Here is a 19986-nt window from a genome sequence, read left to right as displayed (position 1 = left end):
GATGGGACCTCTCCTCGCGCTCACCTCGGCACTCTTCTACGGCATCTCGGACTTCACCGGCGGTCTGCTGTCCCGTCGCGCCCATTTCCTGGTTGTCGCGGCCGTGGGTCAGGTCGGTGGGCTCCTGTTCGCCGTCGTCGCTGCCACAGCGGTCGGCTCCTCCGGTGTGCCGGCGCCGGTCGACCTGGCCTGGGGCGCCCTGTCGGGGGTCGGTACCGGAGTGGGGATGTTGTTCCTGTTCCGTGGCCTCAGTCATGGGGCGATGAGTGTGGTGGTTCCGATCAGCGCGGTCTGCGGTATCGCCTTGCCGGTCCTGATCGGAGTCGCCGCTCTCGGTGAGCGCCCGTCCACGCTGTCCTGGCTCGGCATCGTGATCTCGGTTCCCGCACTGTGGCTTGTCGCGGACACCGGTACTCGCGCTGGACCCGCGCTGCCGGCAGCCGCTCTCGATGGTCTCATCGCAGGAATCGGCATTGCCGTGCAGTATATTTCGCTGGCGCAGGCCGGGTCGGGGGCAGGATTGTGGCCCGTTGCCGCCGGGCGGGTCGCGGCGATCCTCACCATCGTGCCGCTGCTGTCGACCGTGGGACGCGCACACATGCGGCGGTCTCTTCACACCGTGCCGGCGGCAGCCGTCACCGGGGCGGCAGCAACACTTGCGCTCATCGCGTATCTGCTCGCCACGAGGGAGCAACTCGCCGTCGTCGCCGTCGTGTTGTCCTCCCTCTACCCCGTCGTCCCCGTCGTGCTCGGTGTCACCGTTCTTCGAGAACGCCTGATCCCGAAACAGTCGGTCGGCCTTCTCGCCGCCGCGTCCGCGGTGGCACTTCTCGCCACCAGCTGACCCCTTGGCGCGAAACTCGGTATACGCGTCCGCCGTGTGGGTGTGGCAAATCCGGGTACCCGCATGTCACAGCCGTCCGCTCGAACGCCGAGCAGCCGTATTCCACGGAGGGCCGTTACTATGACCGCTCAACCTCCGGACCCTGATCCGGCGAACACTCCCGATCTCGAATCGGGCGGCGGTGTCCGACCAGGTTCGACGCCTCCGGACTCCGCCCAGACGTCGGGGTTGTCCGAGCACGAACCGCGCACCAGTTGGTCGTTTCCACCGACAGGCATTGCCACGATGGTGGTCATCGGTGTGATCGTCGTGGTGTTCGTGGCGATCGCGGTCCTGCTGGTGCTCGATATCGTCGGGGTCTTCGACTGAGTTCGGTCTCCCCTTCGGGCGCCGCCCGATGATCATTCCCGCCGCACGTCCTCGGGATTCTTGTCCGTGCGCAGGCCACGCCAGGTCGGGTGCCGGAGAAGGTTCGCCGTGGTCCATTCGGTGAACCCGACCTCGCCGACCAGCCGGGGAGTGACCCAATTCGCGTCCTTGCGTTGGGCGGTCGTCAGGGTGTCGGTGAACGGGCTCGTCTTCCGTGAGAGCCGTTCGAGTTTTCGCGTCAAGGACTCGAGCATCGGTTCGGTGAATCCGGTGCCGACCCTGCCGACGTACCGGAGCCCGTCCGTGTCCGGGATGCCGAGCAGCAGCGATCCCAGCGTGTCGCTGCGTGATCCCTTGCCGCGTCGCCAGCCACCGACGATCACCTCCTGAGTGCGCTGGTTCTTCACCTTGATCCAGGCTTTGCCCCGCCGGCCGGTCAAGTAGGTCGAGTCGTTCTTCTTGCCGACGATTCCTTCCCACCCGCGTCGACGGCTCTCCGCCAACGCCTCGGCGGCATCGCCGCGCAAACGGGCGGGGACGGTGAGACCGGTGCTCGACGCCAATTCCTCCAACACCCGGCGCCGATCCGCATACCCGTGACGCAGCAGCGAGGCGCCGTCGAGGTAGAGCACGTCGAACACGTAGAACTCGGCCGGATACTTCTGCGCGGCAGCGGTGATCGCCGCCGGCTTCTGCAGCCCGGACCGGTTCTGCAGGGCGGCGAAGCTCGTCACGCCCGCCGAGTCGAGGGTGACGATCTCGCCGTCGAGGACGACATCGTGATCGGCCAGTGTGTCCCCGATCGAGGCCAGTTCCGGGTAAGTCGCGGTGAGGTCGCGACCGGACCTGCTGTGCAGGTGGACCTTCCCGTCGGAGATCTCGGCAATCGCCCGTATCCCATCCCATTTCCCCTCGAACGACCAGAGGTCGGCGGGCATGTCGGGGAGATCCTGATCGGATCCGAGTGTCGCGAGCATGGGTTTCAGGTCCCGCGGCATCGGTGTTTCGTCGGCGGGCTTCGACGAGGCGCTCGCGGGTTCCTGGTCGGATTCGCTGTGCGGCAGCGGCCGTTCCTTGTCCTTCTTGATCTTGTGCATCAACCACTGGTCGTCTTTGGTGCGGATCAGCACGTACTGCCCGTGAAGGCGTCGGCCCCGGAGTTCGAACAGAATCTCGTCGCGTTCCCACTTGATGGGGACGTAGGTTCCCTCGTCGAAGATGTCCACTCGGCCGCCGCCGTACTGGTCCTTCGGGATGGTCCCGGAGAACGTGCGGTAGTCGAGGGGATGGTCTTCGGTCTGGACGGCGAGGCGATTCTTCGACGCAGAACGTGGGACGCCTTTGGGTACCGCCCACGAGACCAGTACCCCGTCGCGTTCGAGGCGGAAATCCCAATGCAGGTTGGTCGCGTGGTGCTCGTGGACGACGAAGCTCAGGGCCCGGCCCGAGTCCGCTGATGGTGAATCGGCTGTGGGAGCGGGGACCGGTTCGGGTGTCTTGCCGCGCTTTCGTTTGGATCGGTACGTCCGAAGGGAGTCCAGGGACGCCGAGAGTAGGTCGCCTTCGCTGCGGTATCGGTCGAGTACCTCGTCGAACCGCAATTGACGCAGATCGGTTGCCTCGAGCTCCTTCCATTCCCGTGGCGCGGCGACCGTCGGTTCGGAGCGCCCGCGCAACGAGTACGGAGTAACGGTGGTCTTGGCGACGTTGTTCTGACTCCAGTCGAGGAAGACCTTTCCCCGGCGGTCGGTCTTGGCCATGGTGGCGGTCACCGATTCCGGCGAGTCCTTCTCGAGTCTCTTTGCGAGCGTCCGGGCGAACGGAGAGGGGTCGATGTCGTTCTTCGCGGTGAGCGACGCGTAGACGTGAATACCCTTGCTGCCGCTGGTGACCGGGAACGACGTCAGCCCGGCGTCGTCGAGTTGCTCCTTGACCGCCAGGGCGACACGGGCACAGTCGGAAAGGTCCATACCTTCACCGGGATCGAGATCGAACACCAATCGTGTTGCCGGTCCCGGTTTGCCGTCGACCACCGTCCATTGCGGCACGTGCAATTCCAACGCGGCGAGTTGCCCCATCAGCACCAAACCTGCGGCGGAGTCGATGAGGGGATAGTCGACGCTGCGGTCCTTGTGCTGCACGGTCAGTCGCGGAACCCATTTCGGCGTCGACGAGGGGAGGTTGCGTTCGAAGAAGGAGTCCGAGTCGACACCGTCCGGCCACCGCTTCCGGGTCACCGGGCGTTGCGCCAGGTGCGGCACCATCGCGGGAGCGATCTCCGCCAGGTAGTCGATCACCTCGCCCTTCGTCGTTCCCACGGACGGGTACAGAACTTTGTCGAGATGCGTCAGGTGCAGTCGGTGCCCATCGATCGTCCTGGTCGACATGGGTGTGGTGCTCCCTTCGAAGGTCTCGGATGAATTTTCGTGGGGACATCGTCAGCGGCGACATCGACGACGGCGAAAGGTTGTGTTGGGACCAACCCACCCGGCGCAGCACCGCAGGGCACCGACGGCCTCGGCGACAGCAGCGTCTGTGCTCGACCCCGCAACGACACCAGTTCCGACGTTGCCGGTCGACCCGCCGACGACCTTGAGACCCCGTTCATGACTCACGACGACCGAATACCCTGCCGTACCGCCCCGCCAATCGTCCGGCTGCCTACGGACCGACTGCCGACCCCACCCCGCAGTCCGCTGCGCGGGTCCGAGTCCAACTGATGGCAGCGCCCTGATGAACCAGTCGGTTCCGCGGCCGAGGACGACGATGGGCCGCCGCAACAGAGCAATGTCAGGTGATCGGAACGGCGACCGGCAGGAGTATCGGAGCAACGTCGAAGTGCTGTCTGAGTTGACAGGACGCAGAGAACCGCAGTTCAACCCCGGACGGGGTTGACCCTCTCGGCGAGAACCTGCAGCGTCGGGGGACTGAGCCCTGTCGTGGGTGATTCAGCACCCCACCCTGGGGGTAATGCCGAATCATGCACACACGACACGTAACCCTGATCGTCGGCGTATCCCTCACCGTCCTCGCCGCAGCCGGATGCGGCAACGACGATTCTTCGACGGATGTCTCGGCCACCGTGCAGACGCCCCCCGACTCTGTCGAAACGACGACCACCGGCATGCCTATCTTGCCCGGGTCTGAAGGAGCCTTCCAGTTGCCGAGCGACAGCGCCGGCGACGACAACGCCTTCACCTATGACGAAGCCGCTGTTCCGGTGGGTTCCTCCGTGAACATTGAATCCGAGGAGGAGGGTGGCCGCACCACCGTCACGTTCAACGCAACCGGCCTTGCCCCCAACCGTGACTTCGGTGTCCACGCGCACACGCGACTGTGTGGGCCACAGCCGTCGGATTCGGGGCCGCACTATCAGAACGATGTCGACCCTGCTGCCACGCCGGATGCTCCGTCGTCGGATCCGGCCTATGCGAATCCCCAGAACGAGATCTGGCTCGATGTCACCACCGACGCGAACGGCAACGCACAGGCGTCGACGACCGTCGACTGGGAGTTCCGTGACGGCGAGGCCAACTCGGTGGTACTGCACGCACAGCACACCATGACCGGGGCCGGACAGGCCGGAATGGCGGGTGACCGACTGGCCTGCATCGATGAAGACTTCTGAAAGCATCTGTTGCCTCGCGACCGAGATCCGGATCGATACATGACAACGTGACCGGCCCGCCGTGAGTGCTGCCGGCCTCCCAGCGAACGACTGGGGAATGCGGGTACCCGGATTCGCGACACCCGAATTGGCAACGGCAAGCCTCGCCGTCCGTGGGGGACGATTGCACACCAACGAAATCCCAGACTCACACCGCTTCGACCCACCGCCGGTGGACGGGATCGTAAGTGATCAGCCCCAGTTCTTCGAACGAATGCAACCATCCTTCCATGGGCCATCGGTGCCAGCGTCGATGAAACAGTTCAGCGTTGGCGAGGATGTCAGCGAGGTGCTCGACGGGGGGATCGGACACGGGATGGTATTGGTGGAACGCGTCGGCGCCGCCCACCCAGCGCAAACCCACGCCCGCGGCGGCGGCGGTCTGCGCGAGATCGGTGTCCTCCCCGCCGTAACCGGTGTATTCGGTGCAGAATCCACCGATCCGATTCCAGGTGGCGGCGGTGACGGCGAAGGACAGTGACCAGAACAGGTCGTAATCGGTCCCGGTCAGCACAGTCCCTGCCGGCGGTGCCGGACGCGCCGGATGTGGGCGGCGTCGTTCGTGGACATGGTCGAGGTCGTAGCCCAGCGGTCCGGGTGGCGGCAGATAGGTGACCGGGCCGCACAACAGAGCATGGCGATGGCACCGCTGCCGAGCCGCGTCGACGTACCGCTGGAGCATTTCGGTACCGGCGATGCAGTCCACGTCCAGGAAGACCAGCAGTTCCGCCCCCGCAGCCAGAGCGGCCGCAGCACCGGCGTTGCGGGCGTAGGCCAGCGGGAGTGGGCCCCGATCGTGCTCGATCCACAACGGCCGGGTGGTGCTGCCCTCGGAGGCCACGACGTCTGCCACCGCGGGGTCTCCGATCGCGACAACCACGTGTTCGTCTGCGGCCACTGTGCTGCGTTCCAGAGACCGCAGGTGAAACCGCAAATGGGTGTCTCGGTTCGCGGCGATCGTAATGACCGCGATCCTCACCGCGAAGCCTCGGATTGCTTTGCGAGCGTGTCGATGACCGCCGCGGCGCGTGCGGCCGCCCCCGCGGTTTGCCAACGCGGCCACCGCTGACCACCGCGCTTCAGCGCCGCCTCGATCAGGTGTGGCCACGCGGTCACCGATGGCCACTGCGGCACCGACACTGCTAGCCCCTTGTCTGAGAGTGCCGCCGCGGTGGCCTGTTGTTCGTCGAACGGGCGTGGTTGGGCGATGATGATCGCCGGACGGCGGGCGGCGGCGATGTCGGCCACGGCGTTCTGACCGGCGTGGGAGACCACGACGTCGGCGCCGCTCAACTGTGGCCACGGGTCATCCACCCAGGGACCGCCCGGGACGCCGAGCGCCTGCCACCGGTATCCGGGGTGCCGATGGGCGCACAACCGAATGTCGTCCATCGACAGATTCGATCCGCCGGTGCCGCTGAGCACCAACACCTGGGGACGCCCGGATGGCGGGGTGTCGTCACACTCGCGGCCATCGAACCGGCTGATTCCGCCCACAAAGGTGGTCTTGTGCGCAAATTCTTGGAGCCAGACCGGGTCGTACATCTCTTGCGGCCACGCCGCGATGATGTGCTCGGCAAGCTGATATCCCAGACGATGCGCCGAATCGGTGCGAACTCCCGGCATGGCGATGACCACGACCGGAACCCCCAGAAGCCGGACGAAGGCGGCTACTTCAACCGAGACGTCCACCACCATAAGACTCGGCCTGGCGGATTCGATCCAGGTGGCCACTCGGCTCATCCGCGATGCCAGACCCCGATCGTGCAAGGGCGCCCAGTGCAGTGTCCCGTTGGCCGTCGGATCCAGGGGCGGACCACCGTGGTCGTCCCGGGCGAGGCAGATGACGTCGGCGAAGCACTCCGCCCCGGCCGGCGGCGCAGAGGACAGAGCGGTGACTGCAGTGGCGAGGGCGGAGCAGATACTCGTCGCCCGCACCCGGTGTCCCTGCCCGTGGTGATGAATGTAGTAGCCGATCACAGCGACGCCCTGGTGTGTCGGAACGATTTTCCGCCGCGGTGCGTCCGTGTCAGCCGCCGATAGGTAGCCACGTACGCGTCGACCATGGTGCGTTCGGAACAGTGTTCAGCGGCGCGGATACGGGCCGCCGGACGGGAGAGTCTCACGGTTTCCGGGATCGCCCGCACCAGGGCATCGAGGTCGTCCGGGGGTACCAGTCGGCCGCAGTCGGGGGTGAGCACTTCCGGGATCCCACCCCGGGCGAACGCGACCACGGGCGTGCCGCAGGCGAGTGCTTCGGCGACCACCAGACCGTAGGGCTCGTCCCATACCGGTGTCACCAGCGCCGCAGCCGACCTGCCGATCGCGGTGGCCAACGCGGACTGGCCCAGGTGACCGAGGTAGACGACGTCCCGGTTCAGGAGAGGTTTGATGGAACGTTCGAAGTACTCCTTGTCGCTGATCGGGCCGGCCAGTACGAGAGGAAATCCGGCACGTCGGGCGGCGATGATCGCGAGGTGAGCCCCCTTCTCGGGCACCAGACGGCCGAACCAGATCAGGCGCCTGCCCCCGCTGCCGACCGGCCAATCGGCGAGATCGACCCCATTGGGGATGACATCGATGTCACCGACCGCGTGCCGCCACGAGGCGGCGGTGTGTGCGCTCACCGCCGCGAACTGGGCGCCCTGCCCTGTGCCGACCGTGATGGCCGACTCGAGCCACGGTGTGGGCGGGGTGTGCAGCGTGCACAGAATCGGGGTGGGGACAGTGGCAGCCATGGCCACCGGCAAATAGTGCAGGCTGTGGTTGTGTATCACGTCGAACGCTCCCGCCAGAGGGCCGCCGAGATCGAGCATCAGCTGCAGATAGGCGTGATGTTCGGCCATGAACTCGATCGACGGCATCGATGCATCGGTTCGGGCCGCCGCGCTCATCTCGAGAGTCCGGACTTCGAGGTGCGTGCAGCCCAGTGCCGGATCGGAGTCCGGACCGGCGAACAACGTCACCCGGTGACCGTCCGCGGACAAGGTGCGGGCCAAGTACCACACATGCGATTCGAGACCCCCGGCGAACGGTTGCCGGATCGGGAATCGGCAGGACGCCAGAAGTGCGATCCGTAGCGGTGCCCCGGTCATGACAGTGCCTTCTCGTAGAGGTTGTGGTGTTCGCGGGCCAGCGCTTGCCGCTGCGACGCACGTTCGTCCCACGTCGCCCGCATCGGGTGGCCGCCATGGAGTGCGCGGATGCACCGGTCCAGTGACGGCCCGTCGAAATGGGTTTCGTCGAACCCGAACACCGCGCAGTCCTGCTGCTCGCCGTAGAAACCGCAGTTCGGGGCCGCGACCGCGGTGCCGAGGTCGTAACAGGCCTCGAGCCAACCCGAGTGGGTACCGAAGCGGTACGGAAGAACCGACACCGACAGCGACGACAGATAATCCCACAGTTCCTCGTCCGAGAAATACGGGTGGACTCGGACTTCGACGCGGTCCCGGTCCCCGTAGCGCAGAAGACGCGCACCGGCGTCGGGGGCGTACCAGTGATTCTCGGGATCGAAGATTTCGTCGTGGACGTCGACCTGCAACCGAGCACCCTCGAGACTGAGTACCGTCTCGGACAGTGCATCGAGGACTGGGAACGGATCCATGTTCGCGCGAAGACTTTTCACGTGCACCCCGATCACGAACTCGTCGTCGCCGGGCCGTGGGCGGTCGATCAGCAGGCGCTCCACTACGTGCGGGTGTCCGAGCACCGTGGCCGCACGAGACCACTGTCGATCGATCACCGCCGCGGCTCCCGGGGTGAGGGTGACGACCTGTGCGGCTGCCGGCACCAGCGCATCGAGCAGATCGAGGTGCGGTTCGGGATCGGGTTGGTGCGGGTTGCGCAGATCGTGGACGGTGTACACCAGGGGGATATGGCGAACGGACAATTCGTGGAGAATCGCCTCCATCAGGGCAGGGTCGATGGCGTCGAAGCCGAAGTGGATATGAAACACATCGAATTCCCTGTAGTGCCGGCTGATCCACATCGGGTCGAGCATCAACGGCGGCCACCATCCTCCCGGTACCGTGCGTCCATCTGCGGGGATCGGGTCCGGGAGCCGGACGACGTGATCATTGCTTCTCGGATCAGTGAGATGTCGAACATAGACGTGCGACGCCGGCACCGAGGCGACCCGGATCATCTGCGCTTCCTCTCCATGAGTGTTGGTTGACGAACTTTCCTTGCTTGGAATCCAATGCTGTCGAGGGCGTCCGGGGGACACTGGCGAAGTCGATCTATGCCACAACGGGGATCGACGAACCTTCGTTCCACCACGGAAAGCTCTCCGCCGCGCATGTTGCAGCGAGGCGCTCACCCCACTGGCAACAGGTTCTGTCCGCACCTTCGACAAGTGGCACGGTTGCAGTGCGCAGCGCGGCAGCCCGCTGACCGAGCCGGGGGCAATGCTCGGGGGGATCCGGGACTCGGCGATAGCTGGGGACCTGATCGGGATCGAGGGAATCGGCGGACTCTGTCGGGCACGGCGTAGCTCCTCGCTGGCAATTCAGTGGGATGGAGCCGCATCGCTGCTGTACGGATTCGCTCTTCTCGGTATGCCCAGTCGTTCCCAAAACAAATCAGTCGCCCTGCCGAGGCACGTGCTCGTTGCGGCCGCTCGACGATCAAGGCATCATCCCGGAAGACCCGGTGATCGACGACTTCGGGACACCAGACCTCGCCGAGACGAGCAGGTCAGGGCAGATGCGCCCTGGTGAGGTTTGCGTCGCGCCAGGATGGGCGCAGTGCCAAACCTTGCCCACCCGAGAGATGCGGTTTCGTGTCCGTGTTTCAGGGCATAGCTACAGCAGATGGCAACCACGAACGAAGCCGAGAATACGGCGTTCTGGTTCATCAACGAGGAGTGATCATGGGTACCGAACCAGGCAAACAGCTACACGAAGAACCACAGTCCGAGCGCGGCCCCGAAGGCTCACGCGACGCGGGCCCGGACCAGGCTGGAGCAGGCCAGACGGACCGCAAGCCGGGGTCCCTGGATCAGGAGGAGGTCACCTCCTCCGCGGAGCAGGGCACGAACCCGGCGCCCGCTGGCGGCTCGCTGCCTCCCGGCGGCGCGGAGCCGGCGACACCGCCATACGACGGCCGGACGACCAGCACGAAGGAAGGGCGCCCGGAGCACGACGACCATGTGGACGCCACCGGAATGCAGTCGCCGACACCCGGGGAGACCCCACGCGGCGCGGTGGCCTCTCCGGCCGAGGAGAAGCCCGCTGTACACGCCGCCGAGACCGAGGGCAGCGACTCCGGAGTGGGACCCGCGCATCAGGGAGGCGTCGGCAAGGGCGAAGACAAGAAATGACAGACCCGGCAGCGCCGCTGGGGATGTCTCAGAAGGGGGGCGCTCGTTGCCTGCCCGGCACCCCACCAGGCGCCCCGATATGTGTCTGTGCCGCGTTCCCAGCGGCTGGACTGATTGCGGGTCTGGCGTTATCGAGGGCGTCGGCAGGGAGGGTGAGGTATGCCCGAGAACGTGTTTGTCCTGGGACTGGATCAGCACAACAAGCGGATCCTGGAGCGGATGCCGGACGCGCGAGGGTGCCGGTTTCATTCCTTGCTGTCGTGGGAGGAGATGTTCGGCGAACGCATCGCATTCGATGACCTGCTGAGCTCAGCGCAGTGCCAACTCGATTCCTTCTCCGGATCGGTTGATGCGATCATCGGATTCTGGGATTTCCCGGTCAGTGCGATGCTGCCACTCTTGCGCAGTTGGTGTGGGCTCGCCACAGCCTCGGTGGAGGAAGTGGTGATGTGTGAGCACAAGTACTGGAGCCGGATCATCCAACAACGTGTGATCGAGGAGTACCCGCGGTTCGGGCTCGTCGACCCGTCCAACGACCGCGAACCACCAGCGAACGTGCATTTTCCGATGTGGATCAAGCCGGTGAAGTCCTTCTCCTCCTTACTGGCCTTTAGGGTCACCAACGTCGACGAGTTCCGTCAGGCGTTGGGCAAGATCCGCGAAGGGATCGGCTGGGTCGGTGACCCGTTCGATGCGCTCCTTGCCCGGGTCGAGCTCCCACCCGAGATCGCCGGTGTCGGTGGCAGCTTCTGCGTGGCAGAAGAGGCTGCGGCGGGGCGGCAGGTGACGGTGGAGGGGTTCCGCTACCGTGGCGAAGTCGTCGTCTACGGGGTGGTCGACTCGGTGCGAGCAGCCACCTGCCCGAGTTTCCTTCGCTATCAGTACCCTTCGTCGCTACCCGATTCCGTCTGCATCCGTCTGGCGCATATCACGCGCCGTGTCGTCGAGGCTATCGGACTCGAGCGGATGACGTTCAACGTCGAGTTCTTCTGGGACACAGTCACAGACACGGTCGTGTTGCTAGAGATCAATCCGCGGCACTCACAGTCGCATGCGACGCTGTTCGAGGACGTGGACGGGGCCGCCAACCATCAAGTGGCGTTGCGGCTGGCGCTCGACAGAGACCCCGAACACCCGAGTGGCAAAGGTGCTTTCGCAGTAGCAGGCAAGTTCTTTCTTCGTCGCTACACCGACGGCATCGTCCGTCGAAGTCCACGCCGGGACGAAATCGACGCGATCGAGGCAGTGGTGCCCGGGACCTTGATCGATATTGCCGTCCATGCGGGGGATCGGCTGTCGGACCTGCGCGGGCAGGACAGTTACAGCTTCGAATTAGGCCGCGTCTACATCGGGGCGTCCAACGAGGTGGCGTTGACCCGCAAATTCGCACGTGTGGAAGCGGCGTTGCCCTTCGAGTTCGAGGCGGTCGGCTGATGCGCACGGTGACCGTGTTTCCGTCCATCGTCCGTGAGGACCGGCACGTCTGGATCCCGATGCGCGACGGAGTCCGGTTGGCCGCGCGCATCTGGCGTCCCGAGCGGTCCGACACGGCGCCGGTTCCGGCGATCCTGGAGATGATTCCGTACCGACAGGGTGACCTCACGGCTCGGCGGGACTCGATCCACCATCCCTACCTCGCCGGGCACGGCTATGCCGGGGTGCGGGTGGACTTGCGGGGCAGCGGGAACTCGGAAGGGATTCTCACCGGTGAATATCTGGAACAGGAACTGACCGACGCCGAGGTTGTGCTGGCGTGGCTTGCCGAGCAACCGTGGTGCACGGGTCGGTGCGGGATGATGGGCATCTCCTGGGGTGGGTTCAATGCGCTGCAGGTGGCGGCCCGCCGCCCACCCGAACTCGACGCGATCGTGACAGTGAGTTCCACCGATGACCGCTACACCGATGATGTGCACTACATGGGCGGATGCCTCCTTTCGGACAACCTGTCGTGGGCGTCGACGATGTTCGCGTACAACTCGTGTCCACCGGACCCGGCCGTGGTGGGGGACCGGTGGCGGCAGATGTGGCACCAGCGGCTGACCGGGAGTGGGCTGTGGATCGAGGACTGGCTGCGTCACCAGCGGCGCGACGACTTCTGGCGGCACGGTTCGATTTGTGAAGACTATTCTGCGGTGACCTGTCCGGTCCTCGCGGTCAGTGGGTGGGCCGACGGCTACACCAACTCCGTGTTCCGGCTGCTCGCCCACCTCGACGGACCGCGCAAGGGGCTGATCGGACCCTGGTCGCACAAGTATCCGCATCTGGGAGAGCCGGGTCCCGCGATCGGTTTCCTCCAAGAAGTGGTGCGCTGGTGGGATCACTGGCTCAAGGATGTCCCCAACGACGTCATGGACGAGCCGATGCTGCGGATCTGGATGCAGGAGACCGTTCCGCCACTCACCGCATACGAGGATCGACCCGGCCGTTGGGTGGGCGAGCCGAGCTGGCCCTCACCCGACATCCACTGCAGCGAACATCCCCTCGAACGCAACCGTGTGGGCAATCCAGGGGAGAAGGTAGGGGTCGAGGAACTCACGATCGAATCACCACTGTCGGTCGGCCAGTTCGCCGGAAAATGGTGCTCATACAACGCCCCTCCAGACCTGCCCTACGATCAGCGCGAGGAGGACGGTGGCTCACTGGTTTTCGACACCGACGAGTTCACCGACCGCTACGAAATTCTCGGCTCTCCCACAGTCGAGCTCGAGCTCGCCGCGAGCAAGCCGGTCGCGATGGTTGCAGCGCGCCTCTCGGACGTCGCACCCGACGGCCGAGCAACCCGCATCAGCTACGGCCTACTGAACCTGACCCACCGAAAGAGCAACGAGGACCCCGAACCGCTAGTTCCTGGAGACCATTACACGGTCAGTGTGCAACTCAACGCCATGGCACAGGCCCTGCCAGCAGGGCATCGCCTCCGGGTTGCCCTCTCGACTTCCTACTGGCCACTGGTATGGCCGCCGCCGGAGCCGGTGCGGCTGTCGGTATTCACCGGCTCGAGCAGACTCGTCCTGCCCCTCCGCCCGACCATCAATCGCGATGAATTCCCGTTGCGTCCGTTCGACGATCCGGAAGGGGCTCAACCGATCCCGGTGACGCAACTCGTGCCCGGTGAAGAGCACTGGACCGTCTCACGGGACCTGGTGCGCTATATCTCCGCTCTCGAGGTCGTCAAGGACCTCGGCGTCATCCGTTTCGACAACAGCGGACTCGAGGTCGCGCGACGGGCGTACGAGCGCTACAGCTGGGTTGGTGACGACTTCGGGTCGGTTCGCGGTGAAACGGAGTGGACGGTCACCTTCGAGCGGGAAGACTGGAAAGCGTCGACGACCACCCGCACCGTACTGACGTCCACCGCGGAAAACTTCCGCATCCAAGCCGAGCTACGCGCGTATGAGGGCGGCCGGTGCGTCGCCACCCACGAATGGGACCGCACGGTACCCCGTGACCTCGTGTGAGAAATGCGGCATGTCATCTCAGAAGGCAGCAAACTCTGAATATGATGCTCCGGAACGGTAATCGGCCTGGTCCGCGTCCACCTGATCCCGGATGGCCAACGGTGTGTTATCCGAATTCCTGGGTTCCCTTCGTGACCCTCCACACGACAGCAGGATCCGGCGCATTCTCGGCCATGAAACGCGCTTGCGACATGCACGCTCATGGAGTGCCTGCCCGGCCCATCGACGGAGCACAATCGACCGCGTCCCGGCTCTGATCAGCAGCCTGGCGTCGGATGCCGCTGCTCGCCTTGTCATCGGCATCATGAACGTCCGACCAGAACCTGCCCACCTCAACGCTGTTGTCAATCAGAATCTTTCACCGCGAAATCGGGCCGTGTCCCTCGCCGGGTCACGCCCGCGTGGTCTGTTCCAGGTCGATCACGATCTTACCGAGCACGTGCCCGGACTCCATCGCGCGCAGGGCTTGCGGCGCTTCATCGAAGGGGTAGGTCTGCAAGATCTTGGGGTCGACCTTGCCCTCGGCGACCAGGCGGGCGATGCTGGGAACCCCTGCGGTGCCCGATACCAGGAAGGTGCCACCGAGTTCGTCGACACCGGGATCGACGATGGAGACGATGCGGGCAGGGTTGGTGATCAAAATGGCGACCTGCCGCAGGGGTCCGCCGCCGACAAGGTCCAGGATGGCATCGACACCACCGGGGAGCAGTTCCCGCATCTGCTCGACGACGTCGCCGCTGTCGTACGGCACCAGCGTCGCTCCGAGACTCTCCACCAGCGGCCGCTTGGCCGCGCTCCCGACACCGAAGACCGCGGCACCACGGTCCCGCGCCAGCTGTGCCCCCATCACGCCGACCCCGCCACCGATGCCGTTGATCAGCAGCGTCTGGCCCTCGACGATGTCGAGTCGCTCCAGCACCTCCCAGGCGGTCCCGCCAGCCACCGGAAGCGCCGCCGCCTGCAAGAAACTCAGCTGCGGGGGCTTGTGCGCGGTCGCCTCGGCGAGCAGCACCGCGTGCTCGGCGTAGCTACCGTGCTCCGGTGCGGACCTGCCCATCACCGCGTCGCCCTCGGAGAACCCGGTGACGTCGGATCCGACCGCCACCACGACACCCGACGCTTCGACACCGAGAACCAGGGGGAAGGCCGGGGTGGCTTGCGGGTCGGCCATCGCTCCGCTGCGGATCTTGTAGTCGATCGGATTGACCCCGATGGCCTTGACCCGGATCACCAGCTCGCTGGGACCCGGGGCCGGCTCCGGCCGGTCGAACCAGGTCTCGGTCTCGGGACCGCCGTAGGAGGTGTAGCCGTAGGCCCTGCTCATCCTGGTGTCCTCCCCAACGTTGCGGCACGTATCCGTTCCCATCCTGCCTCTCCCAGCCCTGCGGCCGCAGGCCGATCGCGAAGGCCGGAAATGTGCGTTCGTGGTCCGGGGTGCGCACGGCCACGACGGCCCAGGGACCACCGAGTTGGATGCGCAAGGTCATCGCCAATTCTTGGGCGACGAGCGACGGCGTGGGGGCTACGGCAGCCGCACACTCCTCGAGAGGGTGGCGGGGTGTACGGGTGGGCCGTCGGGGTACTCGAGTCCGCGACCGGAATCCGACGAAAGGCAGGGGACGTGACCGAAAAACCGGACACCACGCAGGCACCGCGACCACTGGCCCTCGTCACCGGCGCTTCGCACGGCATCGGTCTGGAACCGGCGAAGCTGTTCGTGCAGGACGGGTACGACCTCGTCGTGGTGGCGGACTCCGACGCACTCGACTCCGCGGTCGCTGACCTCGCCTGCACGGGAGCGACGATCATTCCCGTGCGCGCCGACCTGAAGACCGAGGAGTGCGTGACCACGGTGTATGCGGCCGTCGGGGAGGACGGCAGGCCTCTGGCCGCGGCGGTTCTCAATGCCGGTGTGGGACGCGGTGGTTCATTCGTCGATACCCGCTCGCCGACACGCTCGCCGTCGTCCACCTCGACGTCCGCTCCACCGTGCACCTGGCCAAATTGGTTTTCGACGACATGACGCGACGGGGCGTGGGCAAGGTGCTCGTCACCTCGTCGGTGGCGTCGACGATGCCCGGCCCCTACCAGGCGGTGTACAACGCCTCGAAGTCCTTCGTGGAGTCGTTCAGCGAGGCGTTGCACAGCGAACTGACGGGCACCGGTGCGTCACCATCACCGCGCTGATGCCCGGGCCGACGGACACCCACTTCTTCGCGCGGGCGAGATTGGGCGACACGGCGCTGGGGCAGGGCCCGAAGGATGATCCCGCCGCGGTCGCGAAGCAGGGGTACGACGCGATGTGGCGGGGCGAGCGGAAGGTGGTCGCCAGTTCCGCGCTGTCGAAGGTGATGGCTACGCTCGGCGCCGCCACGCCGGACGCGGTCGAGGCGGCCGCACACAAGGCCCTCGCCAAACCGGGATCGGGACGGTAGCTCGGCCGCACCACCGCCACGGTGAGCGCCGACAGTCGAATATGCTCCGGGGCAACAAAAATAACCCAACTCTGATGTGCAGATTGGTGGGCGAGGGTGGTCCGTTATGTCGAGCGGGTCCGGCGGTGTGCCTGTTCCGAAGGTGCGGCGTTGCTGGATGGCGCCGGTGCCGCGGGCGAGGACCGCTGGTGGGCCTGGTGCGCCCGGTGGTAGTCGCTGGTGCGACCCAGGGCGGGGCGAAGGTGGTCGAGCAGGCGCAGGATCGGGTCGGTGGCGGGGACCAGATGCCCGGAGACCGGGTCGATGCCGTGCCCGTCGATTCCGTCGCGGGCGGCGCGCCAGTACGCCGCGTGCGTATCCACCGGGCTGGGGGTGTAGCCCCGGAGGAGCGCGGTGGGCGGTGACGACAGACCCTGGATCAGGGTCGCCACTACCGCGGCGTCGTCGTCGGTCGCGGGCACGTCGGCGATTCGGGCTTCGATGGCAGTGGCACGAAATTTCTGTAGTGCTGACTGTAGACTTCCTCCAGTCATCGGCATAATATTGACCGCAGATCGGCGGAGACGACCCCTCCGGGGGCCGCCCCGACAAGACACCGACGGGAGCGGAACTCTTCCAGATGCGGGTTCCGTACCCGGAACCCGCATCTGACGAATGAGACTGTTCATCCGTAGGCGCGGGGTCTCGAGTCGAGAGGCAGGTGTTGCGTAACTCACGAGATCTGAAAGCTGTGCATCGAATGTCGGGGTACCGGCGGCCGCTGACACCGTGGTGAACGCGGGCGGGACCCCGGTACCGCAGGCGCGCAGTCCCGCCCCGACCATGAAGAAGCACCGAGGTATTCGTGGACGAGAACCCTGACCGTGAAACATCGAGGAACGAACTCGACAATGACGACTATCCGGCGTTCAGCATGGGCCGCGCCGTCGACACCCTCGGTGTCACCGCCGCCTTTCTCCGCAGTCTCGACGACATGGGTTTGGTGGTGGCGCAACGTTCTCCGGGTGGGCATCGCCGGTATTCGCGGAACCAACTCCGCCTCGTCTCCCGCGTGCGCGAGCTGGTCAGTAACGGCACCGCCGTGGAAGCCGCGTGCCGCATCGTCTCGCTCGAAGAACAACTCGCCGACGCGCGGCGCGATCTGCGGGATCGGACCGCCGACGACCGTTCCTGACGGCGATGCAGGATCAGGGATTTCGAGTACAGCCAACCGGCGGGCGCCGTGACCGCGCTTTCAATTGGTTAGTCATGAGCACAATGCCTGAAAGAGGTATGTGAGATGGCGTCTGAAAGAGGTATGTGAGATGGCCGCCGAGCTAGTTGGTGACATGTCGGCGACCAATGCATTGGACGTCGTCATCGAGGGGGTGGCAGCACTGCGGGGTGAGGCGGCGACGCAGAATCTCGAGACGGTGCTGGGTCGGCTCGCGAAAACCGCCCTTGTGGCGGTTGCCGATGCGGATGCGGTCAGCGTCACGCAACTCGAAGACGGGGTTCCGCGCACCGTTGCCTCGACCGACCACGCAGTAATCGCCCTCGACGAATGCCAGTACGCCGCTGGGCGGGGCCCGGGCCTGCAGGCCGCGACGTCATTGCGTCCGGTCCGAGTGGCGGGCGCAGATCGCGACCGGTTTCCCGAATTCACCATCGCCGCAGAGAACGCCGGAATTCGGGCGTGTCTGTCGGTACCGGTTCTGCTCGATGATCGAGATCCCGGCGATGTAGTGGGAGCGTTCAACGTCTACAGCTACCGTGTCGAGGCATTCGACCCGTTCGACGAGCGGTTGCTGCGGTTGTTGACTACCGCAGCGTCGGCCGCGATCGGCAATGCGCGGGGTTGGCAGCATGCCAGCACGCACGCCGAACAACTCGCGACTGCGTTGGTCTCGCGGGCGGAGATCGATCAAGCCAAGGGTGTGCTGATGGCCGTTCACGGGTTCACCAGCGATCAGGCGTTTCGGCATCTCAAGCAGATTTCCCAGCGCACGAACACCAAACTCAACCAAGTTGCCCGCAAGTTCATGCAGGACTGCACCACTGATCGCCTGTCGAAGCGCGAACCGGGCGGTGAAGCAGCGGGGGATTCCGTGTAGATCCCGGGTGGGAGATCAGCCAGGCAGGCCTGTTCCGGCCTCGCCGGTTCGATCGTTACCGCTCCCGCGGTTCGGGAGCGGCGGCATCCTCACCGATCCAGTGGACGAGCGTGGGGATCGGAAAGGCCTCCGGGGTTCGGCATTCAAGGTGCAGCAGATCGGCGATGAGTTCGTCCGTTCGGTCGCCGATACGCTCGGGCTGAGGGTGTGACCCGACTCCGAGTCCGGTGATGATCAGGATGCGGTCGATGCGCTGGCCCTCGATGCCCAATGACCAACCGAAATGGTGATTCCAAGCGACCAGGATGCGGCGTCCGCTGTAGTACCGGAACTGCTTCGGTAGCACCACCAGTGCGTCGAACGTGACCGTGTCCCATCGGCGCATCGTTTCGGTGTTCAGTGCGACCGCGACCGCGACCACGTACGCACTGATGTCCGAGGGGTCGGCGGCGCCGGCGCGATGCTTCATCGAAGAACTCTTTCTCTTTCGCGGAACACCCGACCACCGTGGTGACGTCGATGATGCTCCATTGGGCCTGGTCAGCGCGCAAAGAGCGGGGCGATCCCGCCGGTGCGGATGGGTGTGTCGGACCGGTCAAATGTGGGGGATTCGATCTGCCGGTGCGACCGGCAAAATCCGCAACCGCGGCTTTGCGCTGTCGCGCTTGGGATGGTCACAGTCAGGAGGCGACCACCACCGGGTCGCCGCCCCTCCAGCACGCACACCACCGAGTTCGTGGTGCCGAGATCGATCCCGACCGCCCGTGCCACAACTCCCTCCTTACACCCCGGGCGCACCCTCGGCGCACCGCCGAAACCCTCCCGTTGACAGTTCAATTTTCTCTCCGTACAACAACCAGCGTCAAGAAAATATGCCGCAATTGCAGGATGTTTTCTCCTGCCGCGGGAGGACCTACGACGGTGCTGGCTACCGCCCCGCGCAACGCGTGGGTGGGGTCAACCCAAGGCCGGCATTGCGGTAGCCGCCCAGGCAGCCACTCGCCGCCTCGCACCGCCGAGGGCGAGATTTTCTCTCCCAGATGCACGAGGTTTGTGGCAGAATGTAACCGCTCGGACAGGCGCGGGCGGTGGACGCCCGCACATATGGGCGGTGGCGGTGACGATGACAGATGAAACACTGGTGGCGCTGAAGAACTACGAATACCTGATCCTCGAGCACGGCTGCGAGAACGTCAGCCTGGTCTGGCATACCGACTCGCTGGTGTTCGGCGAGGCCGGCTGCGCCGACATCGACATGCTCGCCCAACCCGGTTTCACCCCGGCCACCGAGTGCTTCGCCCGCCGCGAGGACACCTGAGACGGCCGCGGAGCGGAACCGCGGGGCGGACCGGCACCCGCCATCCCCGCGATCGGATGCGATCCCCAGCAGCGAGGAGGTCGATGACGATGACAACTTCACCCCGCATCACCACCGCACACGACGAGATCCGCCGGTGGATTCAGGCCCATCGCGGCGCACCGGCACGCGATGCGACGGGTGCTCTGCGGATCGACTTCCTCGGTGTCACATCCGGACTCGAGCACCTGTCCTGGAACGAGTGGTTCACCGCCTTCGACGAGCAGGGCCTGGCCCTGTGCTATCCGCACCCCCATATTCGCGGCGGAACCAGCGCCTGGTGCGAACTGGTGCCCCGCGCACGGACCGGTGCCGGTTCGGCGAGATGAGCACCTGGCACAGTCACTATCTCGGCCCGGGACCGAACGGAGCTGAGGTGGTGGCGCGACAGCTGTCACAGCAATCTCCGGCGCACATCGCCTGCTGCGGCACACATACGGTGA

At 65.6% G+C, this 19986-nt stretch carries 18 protein-coding genes and 2 pseudogenes; 11 read left to right on the top strand and 9 right to left on the bottom strand.

From position 1 onward, the window contains the following. The first annotated feature begins 1 nt into the window (after nt 1). Together QM841_RS09385 and QM841_RS09380 are read left to right on the top strand one after the other, a co-directional pair. Entirely contained in the window at nt 2-844 is an 843-nt protein-coding gene (locus QM841_RS09385) for an EamA family transporter (RefSeq protein WP_283331781.1), read from the top strand. A gap of 120 nt (nt 845-964) precedes the next feature. Then, nucleotides 965-1213 (top strand): DUF6480 family protein, encoded by a 249-nt coding sequence (locus QM841_RS09380; protein WP_005256658.1) that lies wholly within the window; start codon nt 965-967, stop codon nt 1211-1213. A gap of 32 nt (nt 1214-1245) precedes the next feature. Here the strand turns inward: QM841_RS09380 and QM841_RS09375 are convergent, their stop codons facing one another. Continuing rightward, nucleotides 1246-3600 (bottom strand): ATP-dependent DNA ligase, encoded by a 2355-nt coding sequence (locus tag QM841_RS09375; protein ID WP_283331779.1) that lies wholly within the window; start codon nt 3598-3600, stop codon nt 1246-1248. Between the two features lie 593 nt (nt 3601-4193). On the opposite strand from QM841_RS09375, the gene QM841_RS09370 reads away from it, so the two are divergent. Continuing rightward, complete coding sequence (locus QM841_RS09370) at nt 4194-4841, top strand: superoxide dismutase family protein (protein WP_283331778.1); 648 nt, start codon at nt 4194-4196, stop codon at nt 4839-4841. 187 nt (nt 4842-5028) lie between these two features. Here the strand turns inward: QM841_RS09370 and QM841_RS09365 are convergent, their stop codons facing one another. From QM841_RS09365 to QM841_RS09350, 4 genes are read right to left on the bottom strand one after another with little or no spacing between them, the layout of a single operon-like run. Beyond that, nucleotides 5029-5859 (bottom strand): glycosyltransferase family 2 protein, encoded by an 831-nt coding sequence (locus QM841_RS09365; RefSeq protein ID WP_283331777.1) that lies wholly within the window; start codon nt 5857-5859, stop codon nt 5029-5031. Further along, nucleotides 5856-6860 (bottom strand): glycosyltransferase, encoded by a 1005-nt coding sequence (locus QM841_RS09360; protein ID WP_283331776.1) that lies wholly within the window; start codon nt 6858-6860, stop codon nt 5856-5858. The genes QM841_RS09365 and QM841_RS09360 overlap by 4 nt, the downstream gene beginning before the upstream one ends. Continuing rightward, a complete protein-coding gene (locus QM841_RS09355) occupies nt 6857-7975 on the bottom strand; it encodes a glycosyltransferase family 4 protein (protein ID WP_283331775.1) in 1119 nt (372 codons plus the stop codon). Before QM841_RS09355 ends, QM841_RS09360 begins: the two co-directional genes overlap by 4 nt. Beyond that, a complete protein-coding gene (locus tag QM841_RS09350) occupies nt 7972-9024 on the bottom strand; it encodes a glycosyltransferase family protein (RefSeq protein WP_283331774.1) in 1053 nt (350 codons plus the stop codon). The genes QM841_RS09355 and QM841_RS09350 overlap by 4 nt, the downstream gene beginning before the upstream one ends. 726 nt (nt 9025-9750) lie before the next feature. Here QM841_RS09350 and QM841_RS09345 point away from each other — a divergent pair. The 3 genes from QM841_RS09345 (at nt 9751) to QM841_RS09335 (ending at nt 13658) form a co-directional block, all read left to right on the top strand. Next, on the top strand, nt 9751-10200 hold the full coding sequence (locus QM841_RS09345) for a hypothetical protein (protein WP_280783742.1): 450 nt from the start codon (nt 9751-9753) through the stop codon (nt 10198-10200). A 159-nt stretch (nt 10201-10359) separates the two neighbouring features. Further along, nucleotides 10360-11634, top strand: coding sequence for an ATP-grasp domain-containing protein (locus tag QM841_RS09340; RefSeq protein WP_283331773.1), 1275 nt, complete (start codon nt 10360-10362; stop codon nt 11632-11634). Beyond that, nucleotides 11634-13658: a CocE/NonD family hydrolase gene (locus tag QM841_RS09335; protein ID WP_283331772.1), complete on the top strand. Its 2025-nt coding sequence runs from the start codon at nt 11634-11636 to the stop codon at nt 13656-13658. The genes QM841_RS09340 and QM841_RS09335 overlap by 1 nt, the downstream gene beginning before the upstream one ends. Nucleotides 13659-14049: 391 nt before the next feature. On the opposite strand, the gene QM841_RS09330 is transcribed toward QM841_RS09335, so the two are convergent. After that, entirely contained in the window at nt 14050-14982 is a 933-nt protein-coding gene (locus QM841_RS09330; RefSeq protein ID WP_283331771.1) for an NADP-dependent oxidoreductase, read from the bottom strand. Between the two features lie 297 nt (nt 14983-15279). Here QM841_RS09330 and QM841_RS43375 point away from each other — a divergent pair. Further along, nucleotides 15280-16093 (top strand): annotated as a pseudogene (locus QM841_RS43375) (SDR family NAD(P)-dependent oxidoreductase). A gap of 104 nt (nt 16094-16197) precedes the next feature. On the opposite strand, the gene QM841_RS09320 reads toward QM841_RS43375, so the two are convergent. After that, nucleotides 16198-16554: a glutamate--cysteine ligase family protein gene (locus QM841_RS09320; protein WP_280783738.1), complete on the bottom strand. Its 357-nt coding sequence runs from the start codon at nt 16552-16554 to the stop codon at nt 16198-16200. 383 nt (nt 16555-16937) lie between these two features. Between QM841_RS09320 and QM841_RS09315 the strand changes: the two genes are divergently transcribed. Both QM841_RS09315 and QM841_RS09310 read left to right on the top strand, forming a co-directional pair. Further along, on the top strand, nt 16938-17267 hold the full coding sequence (locus QM841_RS09315; protein ID WP_283331770.1) for a helix-turn-helix domain-containing protein: 330 nt from the start codon (nt 16938-16940) through the stop codon (nt 17265-17267). Nucleotides 17268-17397: 130 nt separating this feature from the next. After that, on the top strand, nt 17398-18186 hold the full coding sequence (locus tag QM841_RS09310; RefSeq protein WP_283331768.1) for a GAF and ANTAR domain-containing protein: 789 nt from the start codon (nt 17398-17400) through the stop codon (nt 18184-18186). A 55-nt stretch (nt 18187-18241) separates the two neighbouring features. Here QM841_RS09310 and QM841_RS09305 read toward each other — a convergent pair whose 3' ends face one another. Continuing rightward, on the bottom strand, nt 18242-18655 hold the full coding sequence (locus QM841_RS09305; RefSeq protein WP_280783735.1) for a DUF6292 family protein: 414 nt from the start codon (nt 18653-18655) through the stop codon (nt 18242-18244). Nucleotides 18656-18869: 214 nt separating this feature from the next. Then, a pseudogene (locus QM841_RS43370) lies at nt 18870-18957 on the bottom strand (Hsp70 family protein); the annotation flags it as partial. A 352-nt stretch (nt 18958-19309) separates the two neighbouring features. On the opposite strand from QM841_RS43370, the gene QM841_RS09300 reads away from it, so the two are divergent. Further along, nucleotides 19310-19504, top strand: a complete 195-nt coding sequence (locus tag QM841_RS09300; protein WP_283331766.1) for a hypothetical protein — start codon at nt 19310-19312, stop codon at nt 19502-19504. A gap of 89 nt (nt 19505-19593) precedes the next feature. After that, entirely contained in the window at nt 19594-19872 is a 279-nt protein-coding gene (locus QM841_RS09295) for a hypothetical protein (RefSeq protein WP_283331765.1), read from the top strand. Nucleotides 19873-19986: the final 114 nt, after the last annotated feature.

This window comes from Rhodococcus sp. IEGM 1307 (genome assembly GCF_030056915.1).
Taxonomy (GTDB): Bacteria; Actinomycetota; Actinomycetes; order Mycobacteriales; family Mycobacteriaceae; genus Rhodococcus_F; species Rhodococcus_F opacus_D.
The sequence above is the reverse complement of the archived record's forward strand: the minus strand, read 5'-3'. Positions and strand labels throughout refer to the sequence as shown.